At 72.9% G+C, this 23,661-nt stretch carries 22 protein-coding genes; 13 read left to right on the top strand and 9 right to left on the bottom strand.

Annotated features, from left to right (window positions below):
* Positions 1–19: 19 nt before the first annotated feature.
* Together ACQKQD_RS09035 and ACQKQD_RS09030 are read left to right on the top strand one after the other, a co-directional pair.
* A complete protein-coding gene (locus ACQKQD_RS09035) occupies positions 20–577 on the top strand; it encodes a sigma-70 family RNA polymerase sigma factor (RefSeq protein ID WP_020093690.1) in 558 nt (185 codons plus the stop codon).
* Positions 577–1,266 carry an NrsF family protein gene (locus ACQKQD_RS09030; protein ID WP_427508143.1) on the top strand — a complete coding sequence of 230 codons (690 nt, stop codon included), beginning with the start codon at positions 577–579 and terminating at the stop codon, positions 1,264–1,266. The genes ACQKQD_RS09035 and ACQKQD_RS09030 overlap by 1 nt, the downstream gene beginning before the upstream one ends.
* Positions 1,267–1,329: 63 nt before the next feature.
* Here the strand turns inward: ACQKQD_RS09030 and ACQKQD_RS09025 are convergent, their stop codons facing one another.
* The gene (locus tag ACQKQD_RS09025; RefSeq protein WP_020093688.1) at positions 1,330–1,821 is read right to left on the bottom strand and encodes a YcgN family cysteine cluster protein; all 492 of its coding nucleotides are present in this window, start codon (positions 1,819–1,821) and stop codon (positions 1,330–1,332) included.
* A 314-nt stretch (positions 1,822–2,135) separates the two neighbouring features.
* Between ACQKQD_RS09025 and ACQKQD_RS09020 the strand changes: the two genes are divergently transcribed.
* The 4 genes from ACQKQD_RS09020 to ACQKQD_RS09005 all read left to right on the top strand — a co-directional run bounded on the left by ACQKQD_RS09020 (position 2,136) and on the right by ACQKQD_RS09005 (position 6,831).
* Entirely contained in the window at positions 2,136–4,433 is a 2,298-nt protein-coding gene (locus ACQKQD_RS09020; RefSeq protein WP_427508142.1) for a transglycosylase domain-containing protein, read from the top strand.
* A gap of 4 nt (positions 4,434–4,437) precedes the next feature.
* The gene (locus ACQKQD_RS09015) at positions 4,438–5,121 is read left to right on the top strand and encodes a DUF1214 domain-containing protein (protein ID WP_020093686.1); all 684 of its coding nucleotides are present in this window, start codon (positions 4,438–4,440) and stop codon (positions 5,119–5,121) included.
* Entirely contained in the window at positions 5,109–5,768 is a 660-nt protein-coding gene (locus ACQKQD_RS09010) for a DUF1254 domain-containing protein (protein WP_107351944.1), read from the top strand. Before ACQKQD_RS09015 ends, ACQKQD_RS09010 begins: the two co-directional genes overlap by 13 nt.
* Positions 5,769–5,865: 97 nt before the next feature.
* Positions 5,866–6,831: a PLP-dependent cysteine synthase family protein gene (locus ACQKQD_RS09005; RefSeq protein WP_427508141.1), complete on the top strand. Its 966-nt coding sequence runs from the start codon at positions 5,866–5,868 to the stop codon at positions 6,829–6,831.
* A gap of 67 nt (positions 6,832–6,898) precedes the next feature.
* Here ACQKQD_RS09005 and ACQKQD_RS09000 read toward each other — a convergent pair whose 3' ends face one another.
* Positions 6,899–7,726, bottom strand: coding sequence for a hypothetical protein (locus ACQKQD_RS09000; protein WP_427508140.1), 828 nt, complete (start codon positions 7,724–7,726; stop codon positions 6,899–6,901).
* 53 nt (positions 7,727–7,779) lie between these two features.
* On the bottom strand, positions 7,780–7,992 hold the full coding sequence (locus tag ACQKQD_RS08995; protein WP_042674087.1) for a hypothetical protein: 213 nt from the start codon (positions 7,990–7,992) through the stop codon (positions 7,780–7,782).
* Positions 7,993–8,429: 437 nt separating this feature from the next.
* Here ACQKQD_RS08995 and ACQKQD_RS08990 point away from each other — a divergent pair, with 437 nt between their 5' ends.
* A complete protein-coding gene (locus ACQKQD_RS08990; protein WP_020093681.1) occupies positions 8,430–8,723 on the top strand; it encodes a hypothetical protein in 294 nt (97 codons plus the stop codon).
* Positions 8,724–8,769: 46 nt separating this feature from the next.
* On the top strand, positions 8,770–9,726 hold the full coding sequence (gshB, locus tag ACQKQD_RS08985; protein ID WP_427508139.1) for a glutathione synthase: 957 nt from the start codon (positions 8,770–8,772) through the stop codon (positions 9,724–9,726).
* A 10-nt stretch (positions 9,727–9,736) separates the two neighbouring features.
* Here gshB and ACQKQD_RS08980 read toward each other — a convergent pair whose 3' ends face one another.
* Entirely contained in the window at positions 9,737–11,272 is a 1,536-nt protein-coding gene (locus ACQKQD_RS08980; RefSeq protein ID WP_042674088.1) for a cation:proton antiporter, read from the bottom strand.
* Positions 11,273–11,329: 57 nt separating this feature from the next.
* Positions 11,330–12,775 (bottom strand): carbohydrate porin, encoded by a 1,446-nt coding sequence (locus ACQKQD_RS08975; RefSeq protein WP_427508292.1) that lies wholly within the window; start codon positions 12,773–12,775, stop codon positions 11,330–11,332.
* A gap of 122 nt (positions 12,776–12,897) precedes the next feature.
* Here ACQKQD_RS08975 and ACQKQD_RS08970 point away from each other — a divergent pair, with 122 nt between their 5' ends.
* Positions 12,898–14,496, top strand: a complete 1,599-nt coding sequence (locus ACQKQD_RS08970; protein ID WP_427508138.1) for a gamma-glutamyltransferase family protein — start codon at positions 12,898–12,900, stop codon at positions 14,494–14,496.
* Positions 14,497–14,652: 156 nt separating this feature from the next.
* On the opposite strand, the gene ACQKQD_RS08965 is transcribed toward ACQKQD_RS08970, so the two are convergent.
* The 3 genes from ACQKQD_RS08965 to ACQKQD_RS08955 form a co-directional block, all read right to left on the bottom strand.
* Positions 14,653–15,510 carry a class I SAM-dependent methyltransferase gene (locus ACQKQD_RS08965; protein ID WP_427508137.1) on the bottom strand — a complete coding sequence of 286 codons (858 nt, stop codon included), beginning with the start codon at positions 15,508–15,510 and terminating at the stop codon, positions 14,653–14,655.
* Between the two features lie 11 nt (positions 15,511–15,521).
* Complete coding sequence (locus ACQKQD_RS08960) at positions 15,522–16,031, bottom strand: OsmC family protein (protein ID WP_020093675.1); 510 nt, start codon at positions 16,029–16,031, stop codon at positions 15,522–15,524.
* A gap of 258 nt (positions 16,032–16,289) precedes the next feature.
* Entirely contained in the window at positions 16,290–17,408 is a 1,119-nt protein-coding gene (locus ACQKQD_RS08955; RefSeq protein WP_427508136.1) for an aminotransferase class I/II-fold pyridoxal phosphate-dependent enzyme, read from the bottom strand.
* 90 nt (positions 17,409–17,498) lie between these two features.
* On the opposite strand from ACQKQD_RS08955, the gene ACQKQD_RS08950 reads away from it, so the two are divergent.
* From ACQKQD_RS08950 to ACQKQD_RS08940, 3 genes are all read left to right on the top strand, one after another.
* The gene (locus ACQKQD_RS08950; protein ID WP_354455858.1) at positions 17,499–18,764 is read left to right on the top strand and encodes an adenosylmethionine--8-amino-7-oxononanoate transaminase; all 1,266 of its coding nucleotides are present in this window, start codon (positions 17,499–17,501) and stop codon (positions 18,762–18,764) included.
* A 134-nt stretch (positions 18,765–18,898) separates the two neighbouring features.
* Positions 18,899–19,288, top strand: a complete 390-nt coding sequence (locus ACQKQD_RS08945; RefSeq protein WP_020093672.1) for a response regulator — start codon at positions 18,899–18,901, stop codon at positions 19,286–19,288.
* A 135-nt stretch (positions 19,289–19,423) separates the two neighbouring features.
* Positions 19,424–19,996: a MarR family winged helix-turn-helix transcriptional regulator gene (locus ACQKQD_RS08940; RefSeq protein ID WP_244539976.1), complete on the top strand. Its 573-nt coding sequence runs from the start codon at positions 19,424–19,426 to the stop codon at positions 19,994–19,996.
* A gap of 9 nt (positions 19,997–20,005) precedes the next feature.
* On the opposite strand, the gene zigA is transcribed toward ACQKQD_RS08940, so the two are convergent.
* Positions 20,006–21,226, bottom strand: a complete 1,221-nt coding sequence (gene zigA / locus ACQKQD_RS08935) for a zinc metallochaperone GTPase ZigA (RefSeq protein ID WP_132366855.1) — start codon at positions 21,224–21,226, stop codon at positions 20,006–20,008.
* 185 nt (positions 21,227–21,411) lie between these two features.
* On the opposite strand from zigA, the gene ACQKQD_RS08930 reads away from it, so the two are divergent.
* Positions 21,412–23,556 carry a TonB-dependent receptor gene (locus tag ACQKQD_RS08930; RefSeq protein WP_427508135.1) on the top strand — a complete coding sequence of 715 codons (2,145 nt, stop codon included), beginning with the start codon at positions 21,412–21,414 and terminating at the stop codon, positions 23,554–23,556.
* Positions 23,557–23,661 lie beyond the last annotated feature (105 nt).

The raw sequence follows: 23,661 nt of genomic DNA, 5'->3' as shown, positions 1-23,661 counted from the left end.
GAACGACGGCGGAGCCCGGATGGCGCTAGAACAGGAACTGGCGACCCTGATGGCGGCGGCCCAGGGCGGCGACGCGGCCGCCTATCGCGCGCTGCTGAAGGCCTGTCTGCCCGTGGTCTCGGCGATCGCGCGTGCGCAGGGCGTGCGCGGCGAGGCGGTGGACGACGTCGTGCAGGACGCGCTGATGACCGTCCACCGGGCTCGGGCGAGCTACGATCCGGCCCGGCCCTTCCTGCCCTGGCTGCGCGCCATCACCCAGCGGCGGGCGATCGACCGGCTGCGCCGCGCCGGGCGGCGCCCGCGGGAGGTCAACGACCCGCTGGCCTACGAGGCGGAGGTCGATCCGGGGCCGGCCCCCGGCCACGGGCTGGAGGCGCGGGACCGGGCCGCCGCCCTGGCCAGGGCGGTGGCGGCCCTGCCCGACGGCCAGCGGCAGGCGGTCGAGCACCTGGGCCTGCGCGAGTTGTCGCTCGACGAGACCGCGGCCCTCACCGGCCGCAGCAAGGGTGCCCTCAAGGTGAACCTGCACCGGGCGCTGAAGGCGCTCCGGGCCAGCCTGACGCAGGAGCGGGAGTGATGCCCGGAGAGGGGAGCAACTGGGCCGGCGGCGACCTGTCCCGCCACGAGCGGCTCGTCGAGGAGCTCGCCGGCGGGCTCGAACCCGTGCGGCCGCTGCCGACCCCGGAGGCACGCGCGGCCCTCTGGCTCGGCGCGACGCTGGTGATCGGCGTGGTCCTCGCCGCCTGGATCGGGACCGGCGGCTTCATGCTGCGCATGCACGTGCCGGATCTGGCCTTCGCGGCTTTGGGCGCGGTGCTGACGGCGATCACGGCCGCCTACGCGGCCTTCGCCACCAGCGTGCCTGGACGGTCCGGCCGCTGGGCGCTGCTGCCGCTGCCGCCCCTCGCCCTCTGGGTCGGGGCGAGCGGCCTGGGCTGCCTGCGCGACTGGATCGCGCCGGGGGCCGACCTGCCCGGCGAGCACGCGATCACGGGCTGCTTCAGCTTCCTGATCTGCGTCTCGGTGCCGCTGTCCCTGCTGATCGTCGTGATGCTGCGGCGCGCCTGCCCGCTGCGGCCGAACCTCACGGCCGCCCTCGGGGGGCTGGCGGTGGCGGCGGCGGCGGCGGCGCTGCTGATGCCGGTCCACCCGCACGACGCCACCGCCACGGACCTGCTGTTCCACGCGGCGGCGGTCGCCATCGTGATCGCGGCGAACGGATTGGCCGGAGGCCGGCTGCTCGGCCGACACGCCGGGGCCGGCTAAGGCGTACCGACCGAGGCTCGCGAACTCGGCCGATCGCTCGAGGGGACGTCTGGTGCGGTCGCTTCACACCGCGCCGGGATCGAGGCCCGGCCAAGCCACGATCCGGTCCGGCAACTCGTCCTCCGAGAACTCCTCCTCGTTGCCGGCGAGCCGGCCGCGGACCGAGATGCCCGCCTCGTGCACGCTCGCGGCCCGGCCGGAGACCAGGGGGTGCCACGGGTATAGCGGCTGCCCGTCGCGCACGAGCCGGTACGCGCAGGTCGGCGGCAGCCAGGCGATCGACCGCACCGCCTCCGGCGTCAGGCGCACGCAGTCGGGCACCCGCTTCTGCCGCCGCGCGTAGTCGCGGCACCGGCAGGTGAGGCCGTCGAGCAGGGTGCACCCGATATCGGTGTGGTGGACCTCGCCAGTATCCTCGTCCTCGAGCTTCATCAGGCAGCACCGGCCGCAGCCGTCGCACAGGCTCTCCCACTCGGACGGGGTCATGGCTTCGAGCGTCTTGGTCCGCCAGAACGGCTCGACCGCCCCGCGGCGCGGCGCCTCGGGCTTGGGCATCGGGAAAGTCTCTCGGATGGGAAGCCGCCTCTCTGCCCGAGGCGCGGCACCGCTGCAAGCGTGGCAGCCGAGTGTCGCCGACGGCCGCCCTGCGATTGCCATGCGACCGGATCGCCCCGTCGTGCGTTACGGCCAAGCTCGTCCGCGGCAAATCACGAGACTGCGCAGAGCCTCGCCGCCGGTTCCGGATCCTGCTATGGACGTCGGATGCCGTGCGGTGGCGCCGGCGCAGGGTTCGTGTCCGCGGCGCGGGCGCCCGACCATCCGCCGCCAGGTTCCGCCGCAGAGGCGCTCGACAAGCCGGGTTCGACATCGTGCGCCTGCCGACGTTCACCGAGATCAAGGTCCGCCTCGAACGCGCCGCCCTCGCCTTCGACGCCTGGGTCAACGCGAGCCTGTACGACGGCGGCCAGTCGACGGGTCAGGCTTACGAGCGCTTCCAGCGCGTCATGAGCCGCTTCGCGGTGCGCGGCTGGAAGCGCGTCGCCCTCGACCTGACGAGCGAGGGAGTGACGATCGGGACCGGCGGCGCCATCCTGATGCTCGCGCTGGCGCAGCCGGCCTTCCAGCTCACCAGCGAGAACTGGCTGAAGCAGCAGGATCTGGCCGTCACCTTCCTCGACCGCTACGGCACCGAGGTCGGGCGGCGCGGCATCAAGCACGACGACTCGCTGAAGCTCGACGACTTTCCCGACATCATGATCAAGGCGCTGGTCTCCACCGAGGACCGGCGCTTCTACGAGCACTGGGGCATCGACCCGATCGGCACGCTGCGGGCGCTGGTGAACAACTCCCGCGGCGGCAGCGGCACGCAGGGCGGGTCCTCGATCACCCAGCAGCTCGCCAAGAACCTGTTCCTGACGAACGAGCGCTCCCTGGAGCGGAAGGTCAACGAGGCGTTCCTGGCCCTGTGGCTCGAGAGCCATCTCACCAAGAACGAGATCCTGAAGCTCTACCTCGACCGCGCCTACATGGGCGGCGGCACCTTCGGCGCGGTGGCGGCGGCGGACTACTATTTCGGCAAGCCGCTCAAGGACATCAGCCTCGCCGAGGCCGCCATGCTGGCGGGCCTGTTCAAGGCGCCGACCAAGTACGCCCCGCACGTCAACCTGCCGGCGGCGCGCGCGCGGGCGGCGGACGTGCTGCACAACATGGTGGAGGCGGGCTTCGTCACCGAGGGCCAGATCCAGACGGCGCTCCGCAACCCGGCGACGCCGGTGATCCGCACCCGCGACATCACCGCCGACTACTACCTCGACTGGGCCTTCGGCGAGATCAAGGCGATGGCCGACGCGGGCAAGCTGCGCAACGACCGCGTGCTGACCGTGAAGACGCCGCTGGACCTCGCGATCCAGAAGCGGGCCGACGAGGCAGTGGCCGACATCCTGCGCAAATCCGGCGACGCCTACGACGTGGACGAGGCCGCCATGGTGATCCTCGATCCCGACGGGGCGCTGCGCGCCATGGTGGGCGGCGCGGATTACGGCGAGAGCCAGTTCAACCGCGCCACCGATGCGCTGCGCCAGCCCGGCTCCTCGTTCAAGCCCTACGTCTACTCGGCCGCGCTCGCCTCCGGGCTGTTCAAGCCCGACACGACGGTGGTCGACAGCCCCGTCTGCATCGGCAACTGGTGCCCGCAGAATTACGGCCGGTCCTATGCCGGCCGGGTGCCGATGTGGCTCGCGGTGGCGAAGTCGATCAACACGATCCCGATCAAGATCTCGATCGCGCTGGGCAAGGCCATGGGCATCTCCCACGAGGCCAAGGCCGCCAAGGCGGGCCGCGCGAAGATCACGGAACTCGCCCACAAGATGGGCATCACCTCGAACCTGATCGATACGGTCTCGATGCCGATCGGCTCGGACGAGGTGACGGTCATCGACCAGGCGGCGGGCTACGCGGTGTTCGCCAACGGCGGCTTCCGCGCCAAGCCCTACGCGGCCATCGAGGTGAAGAACTCGTCCGGCGAGGTGATCTACCGCCACGCCGACGAGGCGCCCGAGCGGGTTCTCTCGCCCCAGGTCGTGGCGGACATGAACTTCATGCTCAACAAGGTGGTCGAGGAGGGCACCGGCAAGCGGGCCCAGCTCGAGGGCGTGAAGGTGGCGGGCAAGTCCGGCACGACGAACGCCTACCGGGACGCGTGGTTCGTCGGCTACACCGGCAATTACGTCGGCGCCGTCTGGTTCGGCAACGACGACCACACCTCGACCAACAAGCTCACCGGCGGCTCCCTCCCGGCCCAGCTCTGGCACGACGTTATGGAGCCGGCCCACCAGGGCATCGAGATCAAGGGCCTGCCCGGCCTGAAGGAGAGCCCGCGCGCCGCCCAGCAGCAGGCCTCCGGCGGCCCGACCGCGCCGACCGATCCGAATGCCAGCGCCTACGGCAAGCTCTCGCGCCGCTCCTTCGAGGTGATCAGCGGCCTCAACGGCCTGTTCCGCACCGTCGAGCGCGCGCCCGGCTCGGCCGCGGACGCGCCTGCCGGCGCCGGAAGCGCGCCGAGGACCGGCCGGAAGCCCGGCGACCGGGCGGCGGCGCCGCCGTCGGGTCAGCTGCGCGAGGTCGCCGAGGGCGCCCGCCCGGTCGGCGGCTTCACCGAGGTGCGGTGAGCGCATGAAGCTCACGATCCCCGAGGCGCTCGGCCGGACCTCCGTGTTCGCCGGCGCCCCACGCAACGGCGCTGCGCGCTTCGTCCTGCGCCTCTGGCGCAAGAGCTCGATCGCCGGCCTCGCCGCCTACACCCTGGCGCTGGGCGCCGTCCTGGGACTCGCCAGCGCCGACTGGGCCACGAGCGGCGGCTACCCGTTCGGCGGCGTGCAGGTCGGAGCCTGGACCGCGTGGCCGCGGGCCGGCGCGGCGAATGCCGATCCCTACACCCGCGCCGTCAACGCGCGCCGCGGCGAGATCCCTCTGGCGGTCGGTGAGGGCCTGCTTCTGACCGCGGCGGTCGACGATTCCGGTCAGGCGCTCGACGCGACCTGCACGTACCGGATCGGCGGCGCGACGCCGCCCGCCCGCGCCTGGACCGTCACGGTCGCCGGGCGCGGCGCGCGCGAACCCGGCCGCGCGCCGCTGCGCGAGGGCTTCACCTCCACGGAAGTGCTGCGCACGGCCGACGGGCGCTTCACGATCACGCTCGCGCCGGATGTCCAGCCGGGCAACTGGCTCCCGAGCCCGCGGGCGAGCGGGCCGGTCCGCCTCGCCCTGCGCCTGTACGATACGCCGGTCGCCGCCAGCGTCGGGTCCCTCGACCGAAGTGCCGTGCCGGCCATCACCCGCGTGGGGTGCGCCCCGTGAGCCTGCGCTTCGTCTACGCCACGCTGATCGGCCTCGTGCTCGCCGGGATCGTCCACATCGCGGCGGTCCTGGCGATCCCCGCCCTGTCGGAGGCCGACGCGGTCTCGCGCGCCCGCACCAGCGAGAACCTGGACCATCCGCAATCGATCTACGCGGTCGCGACCGGCGACGACCCCTCCCCGCCCGAGGCGTGGCTGCCGATCCCGGATCCGGCGGTCGCCGTGGGCGTCTGCGCCTACAACCTCGCGGACGGGCCCATGCGCGTCTCGGCCCGCACCGGTCCGCTGTCGCTCTCGCTCGCCGCGCATGCCCGCCGCGGGGCGTTCTACGCGGTGACCGATCAGGCCGCGGTCCGCGGGGCTCTGGATCTCGTGATCCTGACCCGGGCGCAGTACGACGAGGCGCTGGCCGACGACGACGAGAACGATCCGAGCCGCGACGTGCGCATCGTCGCGCCCGACGCGCGCGGCTTCGTGGTGGTGCGGGTGATCGCCGGTCTCCCGAGCCAGAGGCCCGCCGCCAACGCCGCCGTCCAGGCCGTCTCCTGCACCACCGACACGCCGACGGACGATGCGTCCGCGGGCAAGGACACGCCCGGCAAGGACGCGTCGGGCAAGGATGCGTCGGGCAAGGGAGCGGGACGCTGAGCGAGGACGCCGCACGGGTCCGCGGCGCCGGTCGGCCGGTGCTGAGGCCCCGCGGCCCCGCGTTCTCCCGGATGACGGCGCCGGCCCCGCCGACGCGATGACCGCAGCCGCCGCGACGATGCCGTCCTCGGCCGCCGGGATCACGCGATCCGCCCTCGATCTGATCGGCAACACGCCGCTCGTCGCCCTCGACCGCGTCCATCCCGGTCCGGGCCGCATCCTCGCGAAGACCGAGTTCATGCAGCCCGGCGGCAGCGTCAAGGACCGCGCCGCCCGCGCCATCCTGCTGGCCGCGCGCGCGGACGGCCGCCTCGCCGCGGGGGCGCCCGTGGTGGAGATGACCAGCGGCAACATGGGGGCCGGCCTCGCGGTGGCCTGCGCGGCCCTGGGGCACCCGCTCGTGGTCACGATGTCGGCCGGGAACAGTCTCCAGCGCGTGCGGATGCTCGAGGCGCTCGGTGCCGAGGTCGTGCGGGTGCCGCAGGTGGACGGCGTCCCGGGGCAGGTCACCGGCGCCGACGTGCGGGCGGCCGCGGACGCGGCGGAGCGCGTCGCGACCGAGCGGGGCGGCTTCTACATCGACCAGTTCCATGCGCCGGAGGGCGTGCGCGCGCATCGCGACACGACCGGACCGGAGATCTGGGCGCAATCGTCCGGCCGGGTCGATGCCTGGGTGGCGGCCGTGGGCACGGGCGCGACCTTCCTCGGCGTGGCCGCGGCCCTGCGCGCGCGCAACCCGTCCCTGATCTGCGCCGCGGTCGAGCCGGCGGGCTGTCAGCCCCTCGGCGGATCGCCGGTCACGAAGCACCGGCACCTGATCCAGGGCACCGGCTACGGCAGCGTCCCGCCGCACTGGACGGCCGGCCTGATGGACCTGTCCATCCCGGTGACCGACGCTGCGACCGAGGAGTGGCGGCGGGCCCTGGCGACGCGGGAGGGCCTGCATGTCGGCTACTCGGCGGCGGCCAACGTCGCGGCGACGGTCGCGTTGCTGTCGTCCGGGCGCCTCCCCAGCGACGCGACCGCCGTGACCGTCCTCTGCGACACCGGACTGAAGTACTAGGGCCGGCGGAGTCCGGCCTCCGGCCATCCGCGCGGCACGACCTTCATCCTCGGGCGGCCTCGAGCGCTCAGTACTTGACCACCAGCGGTTCCGCCTGCGCGACCGGTGGGGGCGGCAGCGGAAGCGGCCCGAGGCCGCACCGGGCCGCGGCGTCCGGCGGCAGGAGCGGGTCGAGCAGGTTGCGGCGCGCGGCCAGCATCAGGATGGACCGCTCGGCCGAGACCGATTCCGGCGCCGGCGCGGCCGCGAACAGGTGCTCCAGCGCGAACCGGTAGCGGGCGAGCCGCAGGCCGGCCTCGAAGCGCACCCAGGCGATCAGGCAGCGGTTCTCGGCGACCCGCTGGACGGCATCCCGCACGGCGGCGTCGTCGAGGGTCTTGGCGAAGGGCAGGCTGCGCAGGCGAGCGGCATCCGCGTCGATGACGCGGGCGGCCAGCGCCACGAAGAGCGGGATCAGCCGCGCGTCGGCGGTCGCGTCGTCGCTGAGCTTCCGGTAGCGGGAGACCGGGGAGCGGGACGGCTCCGCCGTCAGGGCCTCGTAATAGGCGCCGACTTCCTCGTAGCGCCACGTCGGCGGGAGCGCGTGGGCGCTGGCGAGGCCGAACACCGTGTCCTGGAAGGCCGCGAAGTTGCTGGCCGGCGCGACGAACCGCCACGCGCGGTCGCGCAGGGTCAGTTCGTCGTCGGTGAGGCCGGAATCGAGCAGGAGGCGCCCGCGATCCCGGGTGCTGAAGCTGCCCGTCGTGTCGATGAGCCCGTTCCAGACCCCCGTGCGCGGCCTGCCGAAATCGCCGCTCTGGGTGCAGGCCGCGAGCAGGGCGAGCGCGGCGCCGGCAGGGGCGAGGCGCAGCGCGGTGCGCGCGCGGTCGGGCTGCCGGCGATCCGGGGCTGACATGGGAGAACCGTCGGTGGTGTCGCGCGGCCGGGCTGACATGCGCGGGGACGTCCTCAGGACGCGAGGCGCTCGTAGCGCACGCCGAGGAACAGGAGGATCTCGCCGCGCCGCTCGCCGGAGCGCGGGATCCGGCAGGTCCGCCGCGCCTCCGCGCCCGGGAACGGGATCAGGGTGGCGGACGGGGCCTGCGCGGCTCTGCGCGCCGGATCGGCGACGGGCTTCGACGAACGGGCTTCGCCGGTCTCCAGCGGCTTGATGAGGGTCATGGTCTCCGGCTCCTGTCGGCGGTCCGAGCATCTGGCCCGGGCCCTTCGGAGGGCGTCGGCAAGGGCTACCGAAACAATCCAGCACGACGTGGTTAACGGAGTCTTTCCGGGCCCCGGCCGGGAATCGCGATGCCGGCGGAAGTTGGCGCGTGAATTGCGTGGGTGTTCGCGCCCATGGCGGGCGTTTCCTCCCTTCGACTTGAGGCCCTGTCCGATCCGGACGGGGCCTTCTTATGTGCGGACGGCCTCGCCGGGCGGCGGCGCTGTGCGACCCGCGCGCCACACCGCGGCGAAGCGTGGCCGCGACGTTGCCGCGCGGAACCCGTCGGGACCCTCGGCGCTTGCCTACCGCCCGGCCCGACCGATATGCCGGGCACGGGCGATGGCGGGACCGCCGTGTCGGCTCTCCGCCCGATCGAGATTGAGGACACCGCTGAATGCGACTGGTTCCGGAACGATCCCTGCGCGCCTTCCGCCGCCGCGGCTTGGCTACTGCGGCGCTGGCGCTGTTCGCGCTGACCGCCGGCCCCGCCTACGCCCAGCGGGAGGATCAGGGCCTGCAGCTCGGCTGCGCGAACGACTATTTCCGCCTCTGCGCGGGCGTCGATCCGAACAGCCAGGACGCGGATCGCTGCATGATGCGCAACCGCAAGCGCCTGTCCCCGGAATGCCGGGCGGCGATCGGCGACTACGACAAGCGCACCGGCAGCAAGTCCCTGTCCGACGATTGAGACGGGACCCGGTCGAGTTGCCCGCCGTTGGCGAGGGGCGTTTGGTATGAGCCTGACCGTCGCGGTCCAGATGGACCCGATCCAGAATATCCGGATCGCGGGTGACACCACCTTCGCCCTGCTGCTGGAGGCCCAGCGGCGGGGGCACGCGCTCGTCTACTACACGCCCGACCGGCTCTCGATGCAGGGCCGGCGCGTGACGGCCCGCGTCGAGCGGCTGACCGTGCAGGACGTCGAGGGCGCACACTTCACCCTGGCGCCGCCGGAGCGGATCGACCTCGCCGAGGCGGACGTGGTGCTGATGCGCCAGGACCCGCCCTTCGACATGGCCTACATCACGGCCACCCACATGCTCGAGCGGATCCATCCGGAGACCCTCGTGGTCAACGATCCCTTCGAGGTGCGCAACGCGCCCGAGAAGCTGTTCGTCCTCGACTTCCCCGAGCTGATGCCGCCGACGCTGATCAGCCGCGACAAGGCGGAGATCGAGGCCTTCCGGCTGGAGCACGGGACCGTGGCGATGAAGCCGCTGCACGGGCACGGCGGCGCGGCCGTGTTCAAGGTCACCGAGAAAGATCCGAATTTCGGCTCGATGTTCGACCTGTTCGCCACGACCTTCCGGGAGGCCTGGGTCGTGCAGCGCTACCTCGACCGGGTCACCGAGGGCGACAAGCGCATCATCCTGGTCGACGGCGTCCCGATGGGGGCGGTCAACCGCGTCCCGGCCGCGAACGACATCCGCTCCAACATGGTGCGCGGCGGCGCCGCCTCCGCCTCCGAGCTCACCGACCGCGAGCACGAGATCTGCGCCACGATCGGCCCGGAACTGGCGCGGCGGGGCCTGATCCTGGTGGGCATCGACGTGATCGACGGGCACCTCACCGAGATCAACGTCACCTCCCCCACCGGCATCCGGGCGATCCAGCGACTCGGGGGCCCCGACCTGTCGGTCGCGGTCTGGGACGCGATCGAGGCCCGGGTCGCGGCCCGCAAGGGCGTCTGACGGGGCGCGCTCAGGTCTCCGCGCGCGGGGTCGCGCTGAGTTCGGCCCAGTCGAATTCCTCCTCCAGCAGGTAGTAGGCGTCGTCGCCGATCCGCCCCTGGCGGCGCAGGGCGAGCACCGCGTCGCGGGCGGCCTCGACGGCGCGCCGCCGCGCGGCATCCGCCGGCAGGCTCTCCGGCGCCAAGCCCTCGTCATGCGCCTCGGCCTCCGCGAGGGCCGCGCGGAACTCGGCGCGCAGGGCGTCGGTCGCCGGCTCGTTCTCGGCGTCGGCGAGGCTCTCCAGGGCGGCCTCGTAGGCCGCCGCGCGGGCCCAACCGGTCTCCCGGCCCACCGGATCATCGTCCTCCAGCCGCAGACGGGCGAGCAGCGGCCGCAGGGTCAGGCCCTGGATAATCAGGGTGCCGAGCACCGTGACGAAGGCGGTGACCACCACGAGATCCCGGTGCGGGAACTCGGCGGGCAGCGCCAGGGCGGCCGCCACGGTGACGATCCCGCGCATGCCCGCCCACGACAGGGCGATCCCCGGGCCCAGCCGCGCCGGGGCGCCGGCCTGCCGGAGGCCGAACCCGCGGATCCCTGTGGTCGGCATCACCCAGGCGAGGCGGGTCAGGACCACGGTGGCGAAGGTCGCGCCCGCGAGGATCAGCGCCTGCCACGCGTCCGCGCCGCTCAACCGGTCCCGGATCGGGTCGATCTGGATGCCGATGAGCACGAAGGCCAGGACGTTGAGGACGAACACCGCCGTGTCCCAGACCGCGTAGGAGATCACCCGGGCGCGGGGCGCGGTGACGCCGGGTGCCCGGCGGGCGACCGTCACCGCGAAGGTCACGATGGTCAGGACCCCCGACAGCTCCAGCCGCTCCGCGGCGAGCCAGATCCCGAAGGCGGCGACGAACTGGAGCACGATCGCGCTCGCCGGATCGGTCACGCGCCGGGTCACGGCCACGAACAGCAGGCCGAGGCAGGGGCCGACGACGAGGCTCGCGACCACGCCCAGGAGGAAGGCCGGCGCCACCTCCGCCGGGTGGAAGGTGCCGGCCATCGCGGCCGTCACGCCGAGTCGGTAGATCAGCAGTGAGGCCGCGTCGTTGAGCAGGCTCTCGCCGCGCAGGATCGTGGCGAGCCGGTGCGGCATCGGCGCGTGCTTGAGCACCGCCAGCGCCGCCACGGCGTCGGGCGGCGCGACCACGGCGCCGAGCACGATGCAGGCGGAGAGCGGCATGTCCGGCACGACGAGCCGCGCCACGACCGCGACCGCGACGGTCGTCACCGCCACGGCCCCGACCGCGAGCCCGAGCACCGCGCGCCAGTTCTCCTTCAGGTCCCGCACCGACGCATCGAACCCGGCATCGAGCAGGACCGGGGCCAGGAACAGGGCGAGCGCCAGTTCGGGATCGAGCCGCAGGTTCGGGACGCCGGGCACGAAGGCGAGGCCGACGCCGCCCAGCGCCAGGAAGGCGGGATACGGCGCACCGAGCCGGCGCGCGACGCCGGCCAGGAGGACGGCGCCGAACAGGACGCCGACGACCCACTCGAAAATCAACATGCTGCTGAAAGAGGCGGAGGCCCGGGAGCGTTCCGGGTGCCGCGGTCGCAGGCCGGCTCAGTACTGCACGGTCGCGCGCAGGCCGAGCACCGCCGCGTTGCGCAGCCGGCGCCCGTCCGGACCGGCGATGCCGGCACCGGGCCGGATGACGTACTGCGCGTCGGGCTGCACCGTGAAGCCCGGCACGACCACCGCCTGATAGGTCGCTTCGATCACCGCCTCGGCGCGGCGGCGCGGCATCGGCATCCCGGTGTAGAGGATCGTGTCCCGGTCGGCCCGCTGGGCGTCGTCGCCGATGCGGGCGTAGGCGAAGCTGAGTCCGATCGTGTCGTCGTCGCGCCCCTCGAACAGGCCCTTGTAGGCGAGGCCGGTATCCACGTAGGCGTCGATCAGGCTCGAACGCATGGGCGACCACGCCGCGCGCACGAAGAAGCCCAGGCCCTCGTCGTCCTTGCCGGATTCCCGGTAGAGGGTCTGGTCGTAGATCGCGTAGACGCCGGCATTGCCACGCACCGGCCGGCCGATCCCGGTGGCGTTCGGGTCGGCCAGCGGCACGCCGGTGATGTCGAAGCGCAGGCTGTCGAACCGGCCGAAATGCTGCCAGCCGCCGAGGGTGATGTCCCCGGGCAATCCCCAGGCGCCGGGCGCGATGTTGTACGCGTAGGTGGCCTCGGCGATGACCAGGGCCGGATCGCGCAGGCGGAAATTCGTGCCCGTCCGGTCGAGGCGCTGCGCCTCCGGATCCCGACCGGGGCGGTTCGCGCCGGCCGGATCGCCGTCGTAGAGGCCGATCTGCAGGGAGAAGCCGTTGCCCGGCACGTACTTGGCCCGGATCGCCGGCGCCGCGAGCGGGTAGGCCGGGCCGCCGCTCGGCAGGTCGAGCCCGGTGATGGCCGGCCAGCCGAAGGTCGAGTTCACGAACAGGGTCGCGGTCTGGCTGACGAAGAACTCGGTATCGGCGGCCTGCTGGCCGATCCGGATCCCGAGCTTTCCGTCCATCAGGCTCTGGTCGAGCCAGAGAACGTAGAGCCGCGTCGACGGCAGCGCCTCGATGACACTCGTCGTGAGCAGGTTGCCGACGTAGTAGCGCGACAGGCCGGTGCCGTGGATGAAGTAGGCGTTGGCGTGGACCGTCGCGCCCTGCCAGCCCGCGAGCCGGTCGAGGTCGAGGTTGAGGCGCAGGTTGAGGCGGTCCTCGACGATCGCGCCCTGCCGCAGGCCGCCGACCGGGTTGCCGAGCACGTCGACGATGTAGGTCAGGCTGTACTCGATGCCCCGCTCCTTCAGGACCGGGCGGATTCCCAGCGGATCGCCGAGCGGGCCGAGCGAGGGTTCGACCGAGCGGACGTAGCCGCCGGAGGCTTGGCTGGTGGTCTCCGGCTGGGAGACCGAGACGCGCGGATCGGCGCCCGCGCCCTCGAAGACCGAGGGCACGTGCTGCTGGGCCGCGGCGGGCACGGCCGACAGGGCCAGGGCAAACAGGGCTATGAGCTTCCGGACCATGGGCCGCTTGTCGGCGACAGTGCGGGCCACAGGATAGCACGGCGTGCTGGTCGAGCACGCTCGACCTTTGCAGGAGCCGCGCGCTCGCCTAACCGTGCGGCCGGTACACCACAGGACCGTCGATGCCCGAGACCCCCGTCTTCTCGTCCGCCGCCGTCGCCGCGCCCCACAGCCTCGCCGCCCAGGCGGGGCAGACCGTCCTGGCGCAGGGCGGCAACGCCATCGAGGCGATGGTGGCAATGGCCGCCTCCATCGCGGTGGTCTACCCGCACATGAACGGCATCGGCGGCGACGGCTTCTGGCTCGTGCGCGAGCGCGGCGGGCGGGTGCGCGGCATCGAGGCCTGCGGTCCGGCCGGGCGCCTCGCCACGATCCCGCGCTACCGCGAGAAGGGCTACGACGCGATCCCCGCCCGCGGCCCCGACGCGATGGTGACGGTCGCGGGCGCGGTGGGCGGTTGGCGCCTCGCCCTGGAGCTGGCGCGGGCGCTGGGCGGCCGCCTCCCGCTGGAGACCCTGCTGGCCGACGCGATCGCGCAGGCGCGGGCCGGCGTCCCGGTCTCCCCGTCGGAGGCGCGCTACGTGCCCCAGGAACTCGACACCCTCCACGACGCCCCGAACTTCGCGCGGACGTTCCTGAAGGACGGCAAGCCGTTCCCGGCCGGCGAGACCCGGAGCCTCCCGCTGCTCGCCGCCACCCTGGAGCAGCTCGCCCATGCGGGCCTCGGCGACTTCTACCGCGGCGATATCGGCCGGGAGATCGCCGCCGACCTGGAGCGCCTCGGCGCGCCGGTCACCCGGGCGGATCTGGAATCCTTCGCGGCGGTCGAGCGGGCGCCCCTGTCAATCCGCCGCCGCGACGCGACACTCTACAACTTCCCGCCGCCGACCCAGGGGCTCGCGGCGCTCCTGATCCTCGGGATCTTCGACCGTCTCAACGTCGCCGAGCCCGAGACCACCGCCCATTACCACGGGCTGATCGAGGCGACGAAGCGGGCCTTCGCGATCCGCGACCGGGTGGTCACCGATTTCGCCCGCCTGCGGCACGATCCCGCCGCGTTCCTGTCCCCGGACCGGCTCGCCCGCGAGGCCGCGCTCGTCGACATGGGCCGCGCCGCCCGGGTGCCCCTGCCCGATCCCGGTCACGGCGACACGGTCTGGATGGGCGCCATCGACAAGGACGGCCTCGCCGTCTCCTACATCCAGTCGGTCTACTGGGAGTACGGCTCCGGCACGGTCCTGCCCGCCACCGGCATCTGCTGGCAGAACCGGGGCATGTCGTTCTCCCTCGACCCGAAGGCCGTGAATCCCCTGGAGCCGGGCCGGCGCCCCTTCCACACGCTGATCCCGGCGCTCGCCGCCTTCGACGACGGGCGGGTGATGAGCTACGGCAGCATGGGCGGCGACGGGCAGCCGCAGTTCCAGGCCCAGATCTTCACCCGCTACGCCGATTACGGGATGTCGGTGGCGGACGCGGTCGACGCGCCGCGCCTGCTCTACGGGCGCACCTGGGGCGCGCCCTCCCTCAGCGTGAAGGTGGAGGATCGGTTCGATCCGGCCTGCATCGCGGCCCTCGGCCGACTCGGCCACGAGATCGAGGAACTCGGCGGCTCCTACATCGACTCGCTCGGCCATGCCGGCATGCTGGTCCGCCATCCCCGGAACGGGCGGATCGAGGCGACCCACGACCCGCGCTCGGACGGCGGCGCGCTGGGGCTCTGAGACCGTTTCCGATCGACCCTTCGGCGGCCGTCGCGCCGTTCGTCATCACGCGCACAGCGCAGTGACCCAGGGCAGCGGGACGCCCCGGATCGTCGCGCGGGCTGGATCGCTTCGCTCCGCTCGCGAAGACGGTGAGAGCGAGCAGCGGCGCGGAACCTATCCCGCCTGGACGAGCCAGCAGGCGGCGCGCAGGCGCACGGCGCCGCCCGCCGCGTGCCGCCGGAGGGCCTCCGCCACGGCCGCCTCGGCGCGCGCCCGGAGATCCGGCGCGGCCTCGCGGACGAGATGGGAGCTCGGCCCGAGGTTCAGGGCGATGTGGGTGGCCGCCGCGACCGCCGCCGCGTCGGTCTCGCCCTGCCCGAGGACGATGTCCCGGTCGAGGGCATCGCAGGTGACGGCGTCGAACCCGGCCCCGCGCAGGAGCGCGACGAGCGGGTCGGCGTCGGCGAAGCGGAACGGACCCGGCGTGTCGGGCTGCGGCGGCGGCGGCACCTCCGGCAGGAGCGGCAGCACCGCGTCGCGCGGCACGCCGACCCACAGGTTCTCGGCGAGGGGCCGCCAGCACAGGAAGGTCATCCGGCCGCCCGGCCGAAGCATCCGGCGCACGTTGGCGAAGGCGCGGGCAGAATCCGCGAAGAACATCACGCCGAACCGCGACACGACGTGGTCGAACCGGCCGAGATCGGCCGTCTCGACATCGGCCTCGACGAACCGGAGCGACGCGCTCCCGGGGGGCTCCGCCTCGGCGCGCTCCCGCCCCACGGCGAGGAGCGGCGCCGAGATGTCGGCGCCCGTCACGCTCCCGGCGGGCCCGACCCGGCGCGCGGCCTTCAGGGTCGTGGCGCCCGCGCCGCAGCCGATGTCGAGCACCGTCTCGCCCGGGGCGAGCCCCGCGCGGGCGAAGAGCGCCTCCGTCAGCGGGACGAACATCGCGTCGAGGACGGCCTGATTGCGCGCCCAGCGCGTCCCGACCTCGCCGTTCCAGTACTCGGCCTGGGTGATGCCGCCCGCCATGGTGCGCTCCGTCAGGCGGTCGTCGCGGCGACCGACAGTTCCGGCTTGTGGTTGAGGGTCTGGAACACGACGCAGTAGCGCTCGGTCAGCTTCAGGAGCTGCGCGAGCTTGTCCTCCGGCGCGTCGGTGTCGAGCTCGAAGAACAGGCGGATGTTGCGGAAGCCCACCGGCGCCTCCTTGTCGACCCCGAGGGTGCCGCGGAAATCGAGGTCGCCCTCGGCGCTGACCGTGCCGGCGCGCAGCGGGATCTCCAGGGCGGTCGCCACCGCCTTGAGCGTCACGCCCGCGCAGGCGACCAGCGCCTCCAGCAGCATGTCGCCCGAGCACAGCTCCGCGCCCGAGCCGCCCGTGGCCGGGTGCAGCCCGGCCTCCGCGATGGCGCGGCCCGTCTCGACCTTGCAGGCGATCTTGGTGTCGTCCAGCGTGCCCCTGGCCTTCAAGGTGATGACCGCCGCGTCCGGCGCGGTGCGGTACTTGTCCTTGATCGGAGCCTGGAGGGCTCGCAGCGCGGTGGCGTCCATGGCGTCGTCCTCTCGATGATGTCGCCCGACCTCGGGCGGCCGGATCGGGTTCTCGGTGCGCGAAACGCCTTAGCAGGTTGTCGCGACGCCCTCACCGTCTTTGCGAGCGCAGCGAAGCAATCCAGCGTGGCGCCACGATCCCAGGGGTCGTGCCGCCCTGCCCAGCTTCGCTGCGCTCGCAGAGACGAAGGGTGTCCGCAGCCGCGTGTTGGGCCCGCAGATATGAGAATCGGCGCGATCACCGAGATGCGCCCGCGCTCAACCGATCAGGGCGGCCACGGCCTCCGCGAGGGCGTCGACCTGGGCCTCGTCGTGGGCGGCCGAGAAGGCGACCCGCAGCCGCGCGGTGCCGGCCGGCACGGTCGGCGGGCGGATCGCCACCACGAGGTAGCCCTGCGCCTCCAACGCCGCCGAGATGTCGAGCGCCGCCTGCGCCTCGCCGACCAGGACCGGCACGACCGCGCTCTCGGCATCCGGCAGGCCCAGGCGGGCGGTGAAGCGCCGGGCGAGGGCGAGCGGACGGGCCCGGCGCTCGGGCTCCGCCTCCAGGATCGCCAGCGCCTCCAGGGCCGCGGCGGCCGAGGCCGGTGGCAGGCCGGTGGTGTAGACGAAGCTGCGGGCACGGCTCGTCATCAGGTCGATGACCGGGCGCGAGGCGCAGAGATAGCCGCCGTACGAGCCGAGCGCCTTCGAAAGGGTGCCCATCTCCAGGGGCGCCCGCGGTCCGTCCTCGACCACGCCGATGCCGTGGGCGTCGTCCACCAGCGTCCAGGCGTCGAAGGATTCGGCGATGCCCAGGATGTCGCCGAGAGGCGCCCGGTCGCCGTCCATGCTGAACACGCGCTCGGTCAGCACGAGGGCGCGCCCGTGGTGCGGCCGGTGCTCGGCGAGCCGCGCCGCGAGGTCGCCGGGATCGTTGTGGCGGAAGGTCAGGACCCGCGCGCCCGAGAGCCGCGCGCCCGCCCACATGCAGGCGTGGGACAGCTCGTCGAGCAGGACGAGGTCGCCCCGCCCGGCGAGCGCCGGGGTGATGCCGAGATTGGCGAGGTAGCCGCTGCCGAAGACCAGGGCGGCCTCCGTGCCCTTGTGGCGCGCGAGGCCGGTTTCCAGGGCGCCGAGATAGGGGTGGTCGCCGGTCACGAGCCGCGACCCGCCCGCCCCCGCGCCGTGGCTCGCGACCGCGGCCTGGGCCGCCGCGATCACCCGCGGGTGATGCGAGAGGCCGAGATAGTCGTTGCACGAGAAGGAGACGAGCGCCCGTCCCCGCCGCGCCGCCGCGGCGCCGGCGCCGCGCTCCGTCGGCACCAGCTTGCGGCGCAGGCTGCCGGCCTCGAGGGCGTCGAGTTTCCCGGTGGCGAAGGCGTCGAGGCTGTCCATGGAGACGGGGATGGGCGGTGCCGCGCGGACAATGTCAAGCGGCGGGTGCCGGTCCTTGACCCCCGTCCGAGGCCACATCATGCCAGGCGCATGACCCTCGCAACGCCCGCAGGCCATCTCTGGCGGCCCTACACGCAGATGCGCCGCGCGGCGCCGCCCCTGGAGGCGGTCGCGACCCAGGGCACCCGCATCCGCCTCGCCGACGGGCGCGAGCTCGTGGACGGCATCGCCTCCTGGTGGACCGCGGTGCACGGCTACAATCACCCGCACATAGCGGGCGCGGTGGCCGACCAGCTCGCGCGCATGCCCCACGTGATGTTCGGCGGCCTCACCCACGCGCCGGCGGAAGCCCTGGCCCGGCGGCTCGCCGCCCTGCTGCCGGGCGATCTCGACCACGTCTTCCTCAGCGATTCGGGCTCGGTCGCCGTGGAGGTCGCGCTCAAGATGGCGGCGCAGATGTGGATCAACCGCGGCGTGAGCGGGCGGACGAAGGTCCTCGCGTTCCGCGGCGGCTACCACGGCGACACGATGGGGGCGATGTCGGTCTGCGACCCCGAGGAGGGCATGCACCGCCGCTTCGGGGCCTACCTGCCGGGCCAGATTTTCTGCGACCTGCCGCGCAGCGGGGCCGAGACCGCGGCGCTCGACGCGGCCCTGGCGGCCCATCGCGACACCCTGGCGGCGGTGATCGTCGAGCCGCTGGTGCAGGGGGCCGGCGGGATGCGGACCCACCCGCCGGAGGTGCTGGCGACGGTCGCCGGGCTGGCGTGCCGCCACGGGCTGCCGCTCATCGCCGACGAGATCTTCACCGGCTTCGGGCGCACCGGCAGCCTGTTCGCCAGCGAGCAGGCGGGGATCGTGCCCGACATCCTGTGCCTGTCGAAGGCGCTCACGGGCGGCACGATGGCGCTCGCCGCCACGATCGCCCGCACGGAGGTGTTCGCGGCGTTCTGGTCCGAGGATCCGGCGGCGGCGCTGATGCACGGCCCGACCTTCATGGCCAACCCCCTCGCCTGCGCGGCGGCCAATGCCAGCCTCGACCTGTTCGAGACCGAGCCGCGCCTGTCCCAGGCCCGCGCCATCGCGGAGCGCCTCGCCGCGGGGCTGGAGCCTCTGCGGCGGGTGCCCGGCGTGGCGGATGTCCGGGTCCTCGGAGCCATCGGCGCGGTCCAGTTCGCGCGGGCGCCCGATCTGGCCGTCCTGAAGGCGGAACTGCTCGCCCGCGGCGTCTGGGTGCGGCCCTTCGGCGACATCGTCTACCTCACCCCCGCGCTCACGATCGGCGCGGCGGATCTCGACCGGCTCATCGAGGCCGTCGCCGGGGTGGTGACCGAGCTGGCGCCGGCATCGACATGAGGCCCGCGCGTTCCACTTTCCCGTGACGAGCCCCCGTGCCGGCCTGCAACCCGGGACCGTTTCTGCCGTTGGGCCTACGGCTGGAGATGCGTGCGGCGGCCCGCGCGGCCGGGTGCTGCCGAAGGGAGTACACAGTGGCGAGCGAGCAGACGGGTTCGAGCGGCGATCGGCCGGTAATCCTCCTCGTCGAGGACGAGGCGCTGACGATCATGGACCTCGGGGACGTGTTGGAGGAAGGCGGCTACGACACCGTCCAGTGCGCCTCGGCCGAGCGGGCGCTCAGCATCCTGCAGGCGCGCCCGGACATCTGCGGGCTGGTCACGGACGTGCAGCTCTCGGGCAAGACCGACGGCTTCGACCTCGCGAGCTCCGTGGCCGAGGCGCGGCCGCAACTGCCGATCCTGATCGTGTCCGGGCGCGCGGCCCCGGACCCGGCCCGCATGCCCGAGCATGCCGAGTTCATCGCCCGTCCCTGCACCGGCGAGGACATCCTGGACCGTCTCCAGCGTCTCATGCACTGCTGAGCGGGCCTCCGCGCCAGCCCCGTCATCGCACCGTCACCGGTCGGCGCCACAGGGACCTGGGCGGCCGCTTGATGGGGGTGGACGGTGCAGATTCAGGATCGTCCGGCGGCCGCCGGCTCTAATTCGGGCGCTCCGGTGGGCGACAAGCAGAAGCGCGATCATCAGGACGAGGCCGCGTTGCTCGGCCTCCCGTCCAAGAAGCTGAGGCCACCCGGCGTGCGCAGCGTCGGCTGGGCGCTGGTGCAGGCGGCGCGCCTGCACCGGGCACGGACCGGCGACCGTCTGGCCAAGCTCGGCCTGTTCGCCGGCCAGGAGCAGGTGGTGCAGGCGCTCGCCGCGGCCGGCACGATGACGATGGGCGATCTCGCCGCCCTGCTGCGCGTCCGGCCGCCCACCGCCTCCAAGACCGTCACGCGGCTCGCGGCCCTCGGCATCGTCGAGCGCCGGGCCGAATCGGGCGATGGCCGCGTGGTGCGGGTCCAGCTCACGGAGACCGGCAGGGCCAAGGCCGAGGCCATCGAGCGGATCCAGGAGGAGGTCGAGGCCGAGTTGCTCGACCACCTCGACAAGACCGACCGCCGCCGCCTCCGGAAGCTCCTGCGGAAGGCGGCCCGCGGCCTCGCGGAGGCGGCCGGCGCATCCGGTCAGACGACCGAGGCGGATGCCGAGATCGAGGCCGAGGACGAGGCGGAAGCGTTGGCGACCTGACCGTCGCCCTCAGGCCGCGCGGCGCCAGGCCGGGAACGGGTCCGGCAGGCTGCGATAGGGCGCGGGATCGAACGGCGCCCGGTCCGCGCCGGTCTCGAGCAGGCAGGCGTCCAGCGCTGCCGTGAGCGCCGCGGCGTCCATGCCGGTGCCGATGAAGACCAGCTCCTGGCGCCGGTCGCCCCAGACCTCGCTCCAGACGTCCCGGAGCCGCGCCTGGAACTCGGGCGCCTCCGGCCAGCGCCGCCGCGGCACGGCCGACCACCAGAACCCCATCGCCGAGACCCGGGCCACAGCGCCCGCCAGGGAGAACTCGCCGACCCAGTCCGGCCGGGTCGCGAGCCAGAAATGGCCCTTCGCGCGGATCAGACCCGGCCACGTGGCGTTGACGAAGGCGTTGAAGCGCTCCGGGTCGAAGGGCCGCCGGGCTCGGTAGACGAAGGAGGCGATGCCGTACTCCTCGGTCTCCGGCACGTGCGCGTGGGCGCCGTAGAGCTCCTTGAACCAGAGCGGGTGCTGCTGCGCCTTCTCCTCGTCGAAGAGGCCGGTGTCGAGGATCTCGGCGAGCGGCGCGCGCCCGTGATCGGTCTCGAGGATGCGGGCATCGGCGTTCAGGCCGCGCACGACGGAGCGCACCAGCGCGAGGTGCTCGGCCGGCACGTCGCGCGCCTTGTTGATGACCACCACGTCGGCGAACTCGATCTGCTCCACGAGCAGGTCCACGAGCGTGCGCGTGTCCTCGGCGCCCGCCGTCTCGCCGCGCTCGCGCAGGAAGGCCGCCGAGCCGTAATCCTTCAGCAGGTTCACGGCGTCGACCACCGTGACCATCGTGTCGAGCCGGGCGAGATCCGACAGGGAGCGGCCGGCCTCGTCGCGGAACGAGAAGGTCGAGGCGACCGGCAGCGGCTCGGCGATGCCGGTCCCCTCGATCAGCAGGTAGTCGAACCGCCCCGTCTCCGACAGCCGCCGGACCTCGGCGAGCAGGTCGTCGCGCAGGGTGCAGCAGATGCAGCCGTTGGTCATCTCGACGAGCGTCTCGTCGGTCCGGGACAGGTCGGCGCCCCCGGCGCGGACCAGATCCGCGTCGATGTTCACCTCGCTCATGTCGTTGACGATCACCGCGACGCGGCGGCCGTCGCGATTGGTGAGCACGTGATTGAGAAGTGTCGTCTTCCCGGCCCCGAGGAAGCCGGACAGGACGGTGACGGGAAGGCGGGTGTCGCGCTGAGTCATGACGCGATCAAAATGTTATAACGTTTCAAAGTCAATCGGCGTCTTGAGCTTGTGCGGACGCGCCGCCCGGATCGCTGTTGCAACGATGTAACGTTTCTCGGCCGTGTCCGACACCGGCGGGATTAACGCTTGCACCGGACCGAGGCACCGCAACAATGAAACGATATAACACTGTGTGAGTCTCGATGCTTCCCTCGCGCCGCTTCGGCTTCCTCGCCAGCACGGTCCTGTCCTCGACCGTCTGCGCCGGCCTCCTCACGCCCTCCGCCGCGCGGGCGCAGCAGGCCGTCGCCCTCGACGAGATCAGCGTCACCAGCCCGAGCCCGATCCAGCCGTCGCGCGGCGCGGTCGCGGCGGATGCGGCGGTGCCGATCGGCGTCCTGCCGGTGGCGACCAACACGTTCTCACCGGTGACGGTGGTGACTCAGGACCAGATCGCGCGCGACCAGCCCCGGACCCTGGGCGACGCCCTGTTCGACCGTCCGGGCATCTCGGGCACGACCTACGCGCCGGGTGCGGCTTCGCGGCCGATCATCCGCGGCCTCGACAATGCCCGGGTGCGGATCCAGGAGAACGGCATCGTCAACGGCGGCGTCTCCGACCTCGGCGAGGATCACGCCGTGCCGGTGAACCCGCTGGTCTCCGACCGGATCGAGGTGATCCGCGGTCCCGCGACCCTGCGCTACGGCTCGGGGGCCATCGGCGGCGTCGTCTCGGCCGACAACAACCGGGTCCCGACCTTCATCCCGGCGAACGGGGTGCAGGGGCAGGTCACCAGCGGCTTCTCCAGCGTGGATAACGGCCGGCTCGGGGCCGCCACGGTGGACGCCGGCGGCGACGGCATCGCGGTCCACGCCGACGGCTTCAAGACCGCCAACGACAGCTACGCGATCCCCGGCGGGATCCAGCGCAACTCGTACAACGAGTCGCAGGGCGGCGCGGTCGGCATCTCGGCGATCGGCGACCGCGGCTTCGTGGGCATCTCCTTCAGCCACTACGACGCGGTCTACGCGATCCCCGGCGGCGTTGCCGAGCAGGACCGGACCCGCCTGACCCCGAACCAGGACCGGGTCCTGTCGCGGGGCGAGTACCGTCCGCTCGACGGGCCCTTCGAGGTGATCCGCTACTGGGCGGGCTACTCGGTCTACCGCCACAACGAGGTCGGGATCGGCGACGACGGGATCGAGGGCGTCCAGGCGATCTTCAAGAGCCGCGAGGCCGAGGGACGCCTGGAACTCCAGCACGTCCCGGTCATCACCGAGTTCGGCAGGCTCACCGGCGCTCTGGGCTTCCAGTCGGACCGGCGCGTGATCAACACGCAGCTCGAATCGTTCCTGCCGAAGACGGAGTCGCGCGCGAACGCGGTCTACCTCTTCGAGGAGCTGGAACTGCGCCCGGGCACGCGGCTGCAGGCGGCCGGGCGCTACGAGGTCGACCGGCTCTCGAGCACGGCGGCGCAGTTCCCCGCCGACTACGTGCCGGTCGACGGACAGGAGCCGTTCCAGTACGCGCGCACCCGGCGCTTCGCCCCGAAGAGCGCCAGCATCGGCGCCCTGCAGGACCTGCCCTACGGCTTCGTGGCGAGCCTCACCGGCTCCTACGTCGAGCGCGGGCCCACGGGCTATGAGCTGTTCTCGCAGGGCCCGCACGACGCCACCGCGACCTTCGAGATCGGCAACCCGAACCTCAAGAAGGAGCGAGCCCGGACCGTCGAGGCCAGCATCCGGCGGGCCGAGGGGCCGTTCCGCCTGGACGCCACCGGCTACTTCACCCGCTACACCGGCTTCATCTACCGGAACTACACGGGTCTGACCTGCGACGACGACTTCGCCTCCTGCGGCGTCGGCACCGACAACCGGCAGATCGTCTACCAGCAGCAGAACGCGACCTTCTACGGCGCCGAGATCATCGGCCAGTACGACCTCGTGCCGGTGGGCAACGGCTTCGCCGGCGTCGAGGCGCAGTTCGACTTCGTCCGCGCCCAGTTCGACAACGGCGCGAACGTGCCGCGCATCCCGCCCTACCGGCTCGGCGGCGGCGTCTACCTGCGGGCCGACGGGTGGTTCGCGCGGGTGAACCTGCTCCACGCCTTCAGCCACGACGCCACGGCCGTGTACGAGACGCCGACCCCCGGCTACGACGACCTGCGCGCCGAACTGAGCTACACCAAGGCCGTCGATCCTGCGGTCTACGGGGCAAGCGCGATCACCCTCGGCCTCCAGGGCCGCAACCTCCTGAACGACGATATCCGCAACTCGACCTCGTTCAAGAAGGACGAGATCCTGCTGCCGGGGCGGAACGTGCGGCTGTTCCTGACGGCGCGCTTCTAGGGTCGGACATCAGGCCGCGTGATCGTGATGATGCTCGAGAGGGATGGATCATCGCCGGTCCGCTTCCGGACGGCGCTGTTTGGCCGGGCGCCGCTGCTCCGCCCC

This window comes from Methylobacterium sp. NPDC080182, from assembly GCF_050281105.1.
Classification (GTDB): domain Bacteria; phylum Pseudomonadota; class Alphaproteobacteria; order Rhizobiales; family Beijerinckiaceae; genus Methylobacterium.
The sequence above is the reverse complement of the archived record's forward strand: the minus strand, read 5'-3'. Positions and strand labels throughout refer to the sequence as shown.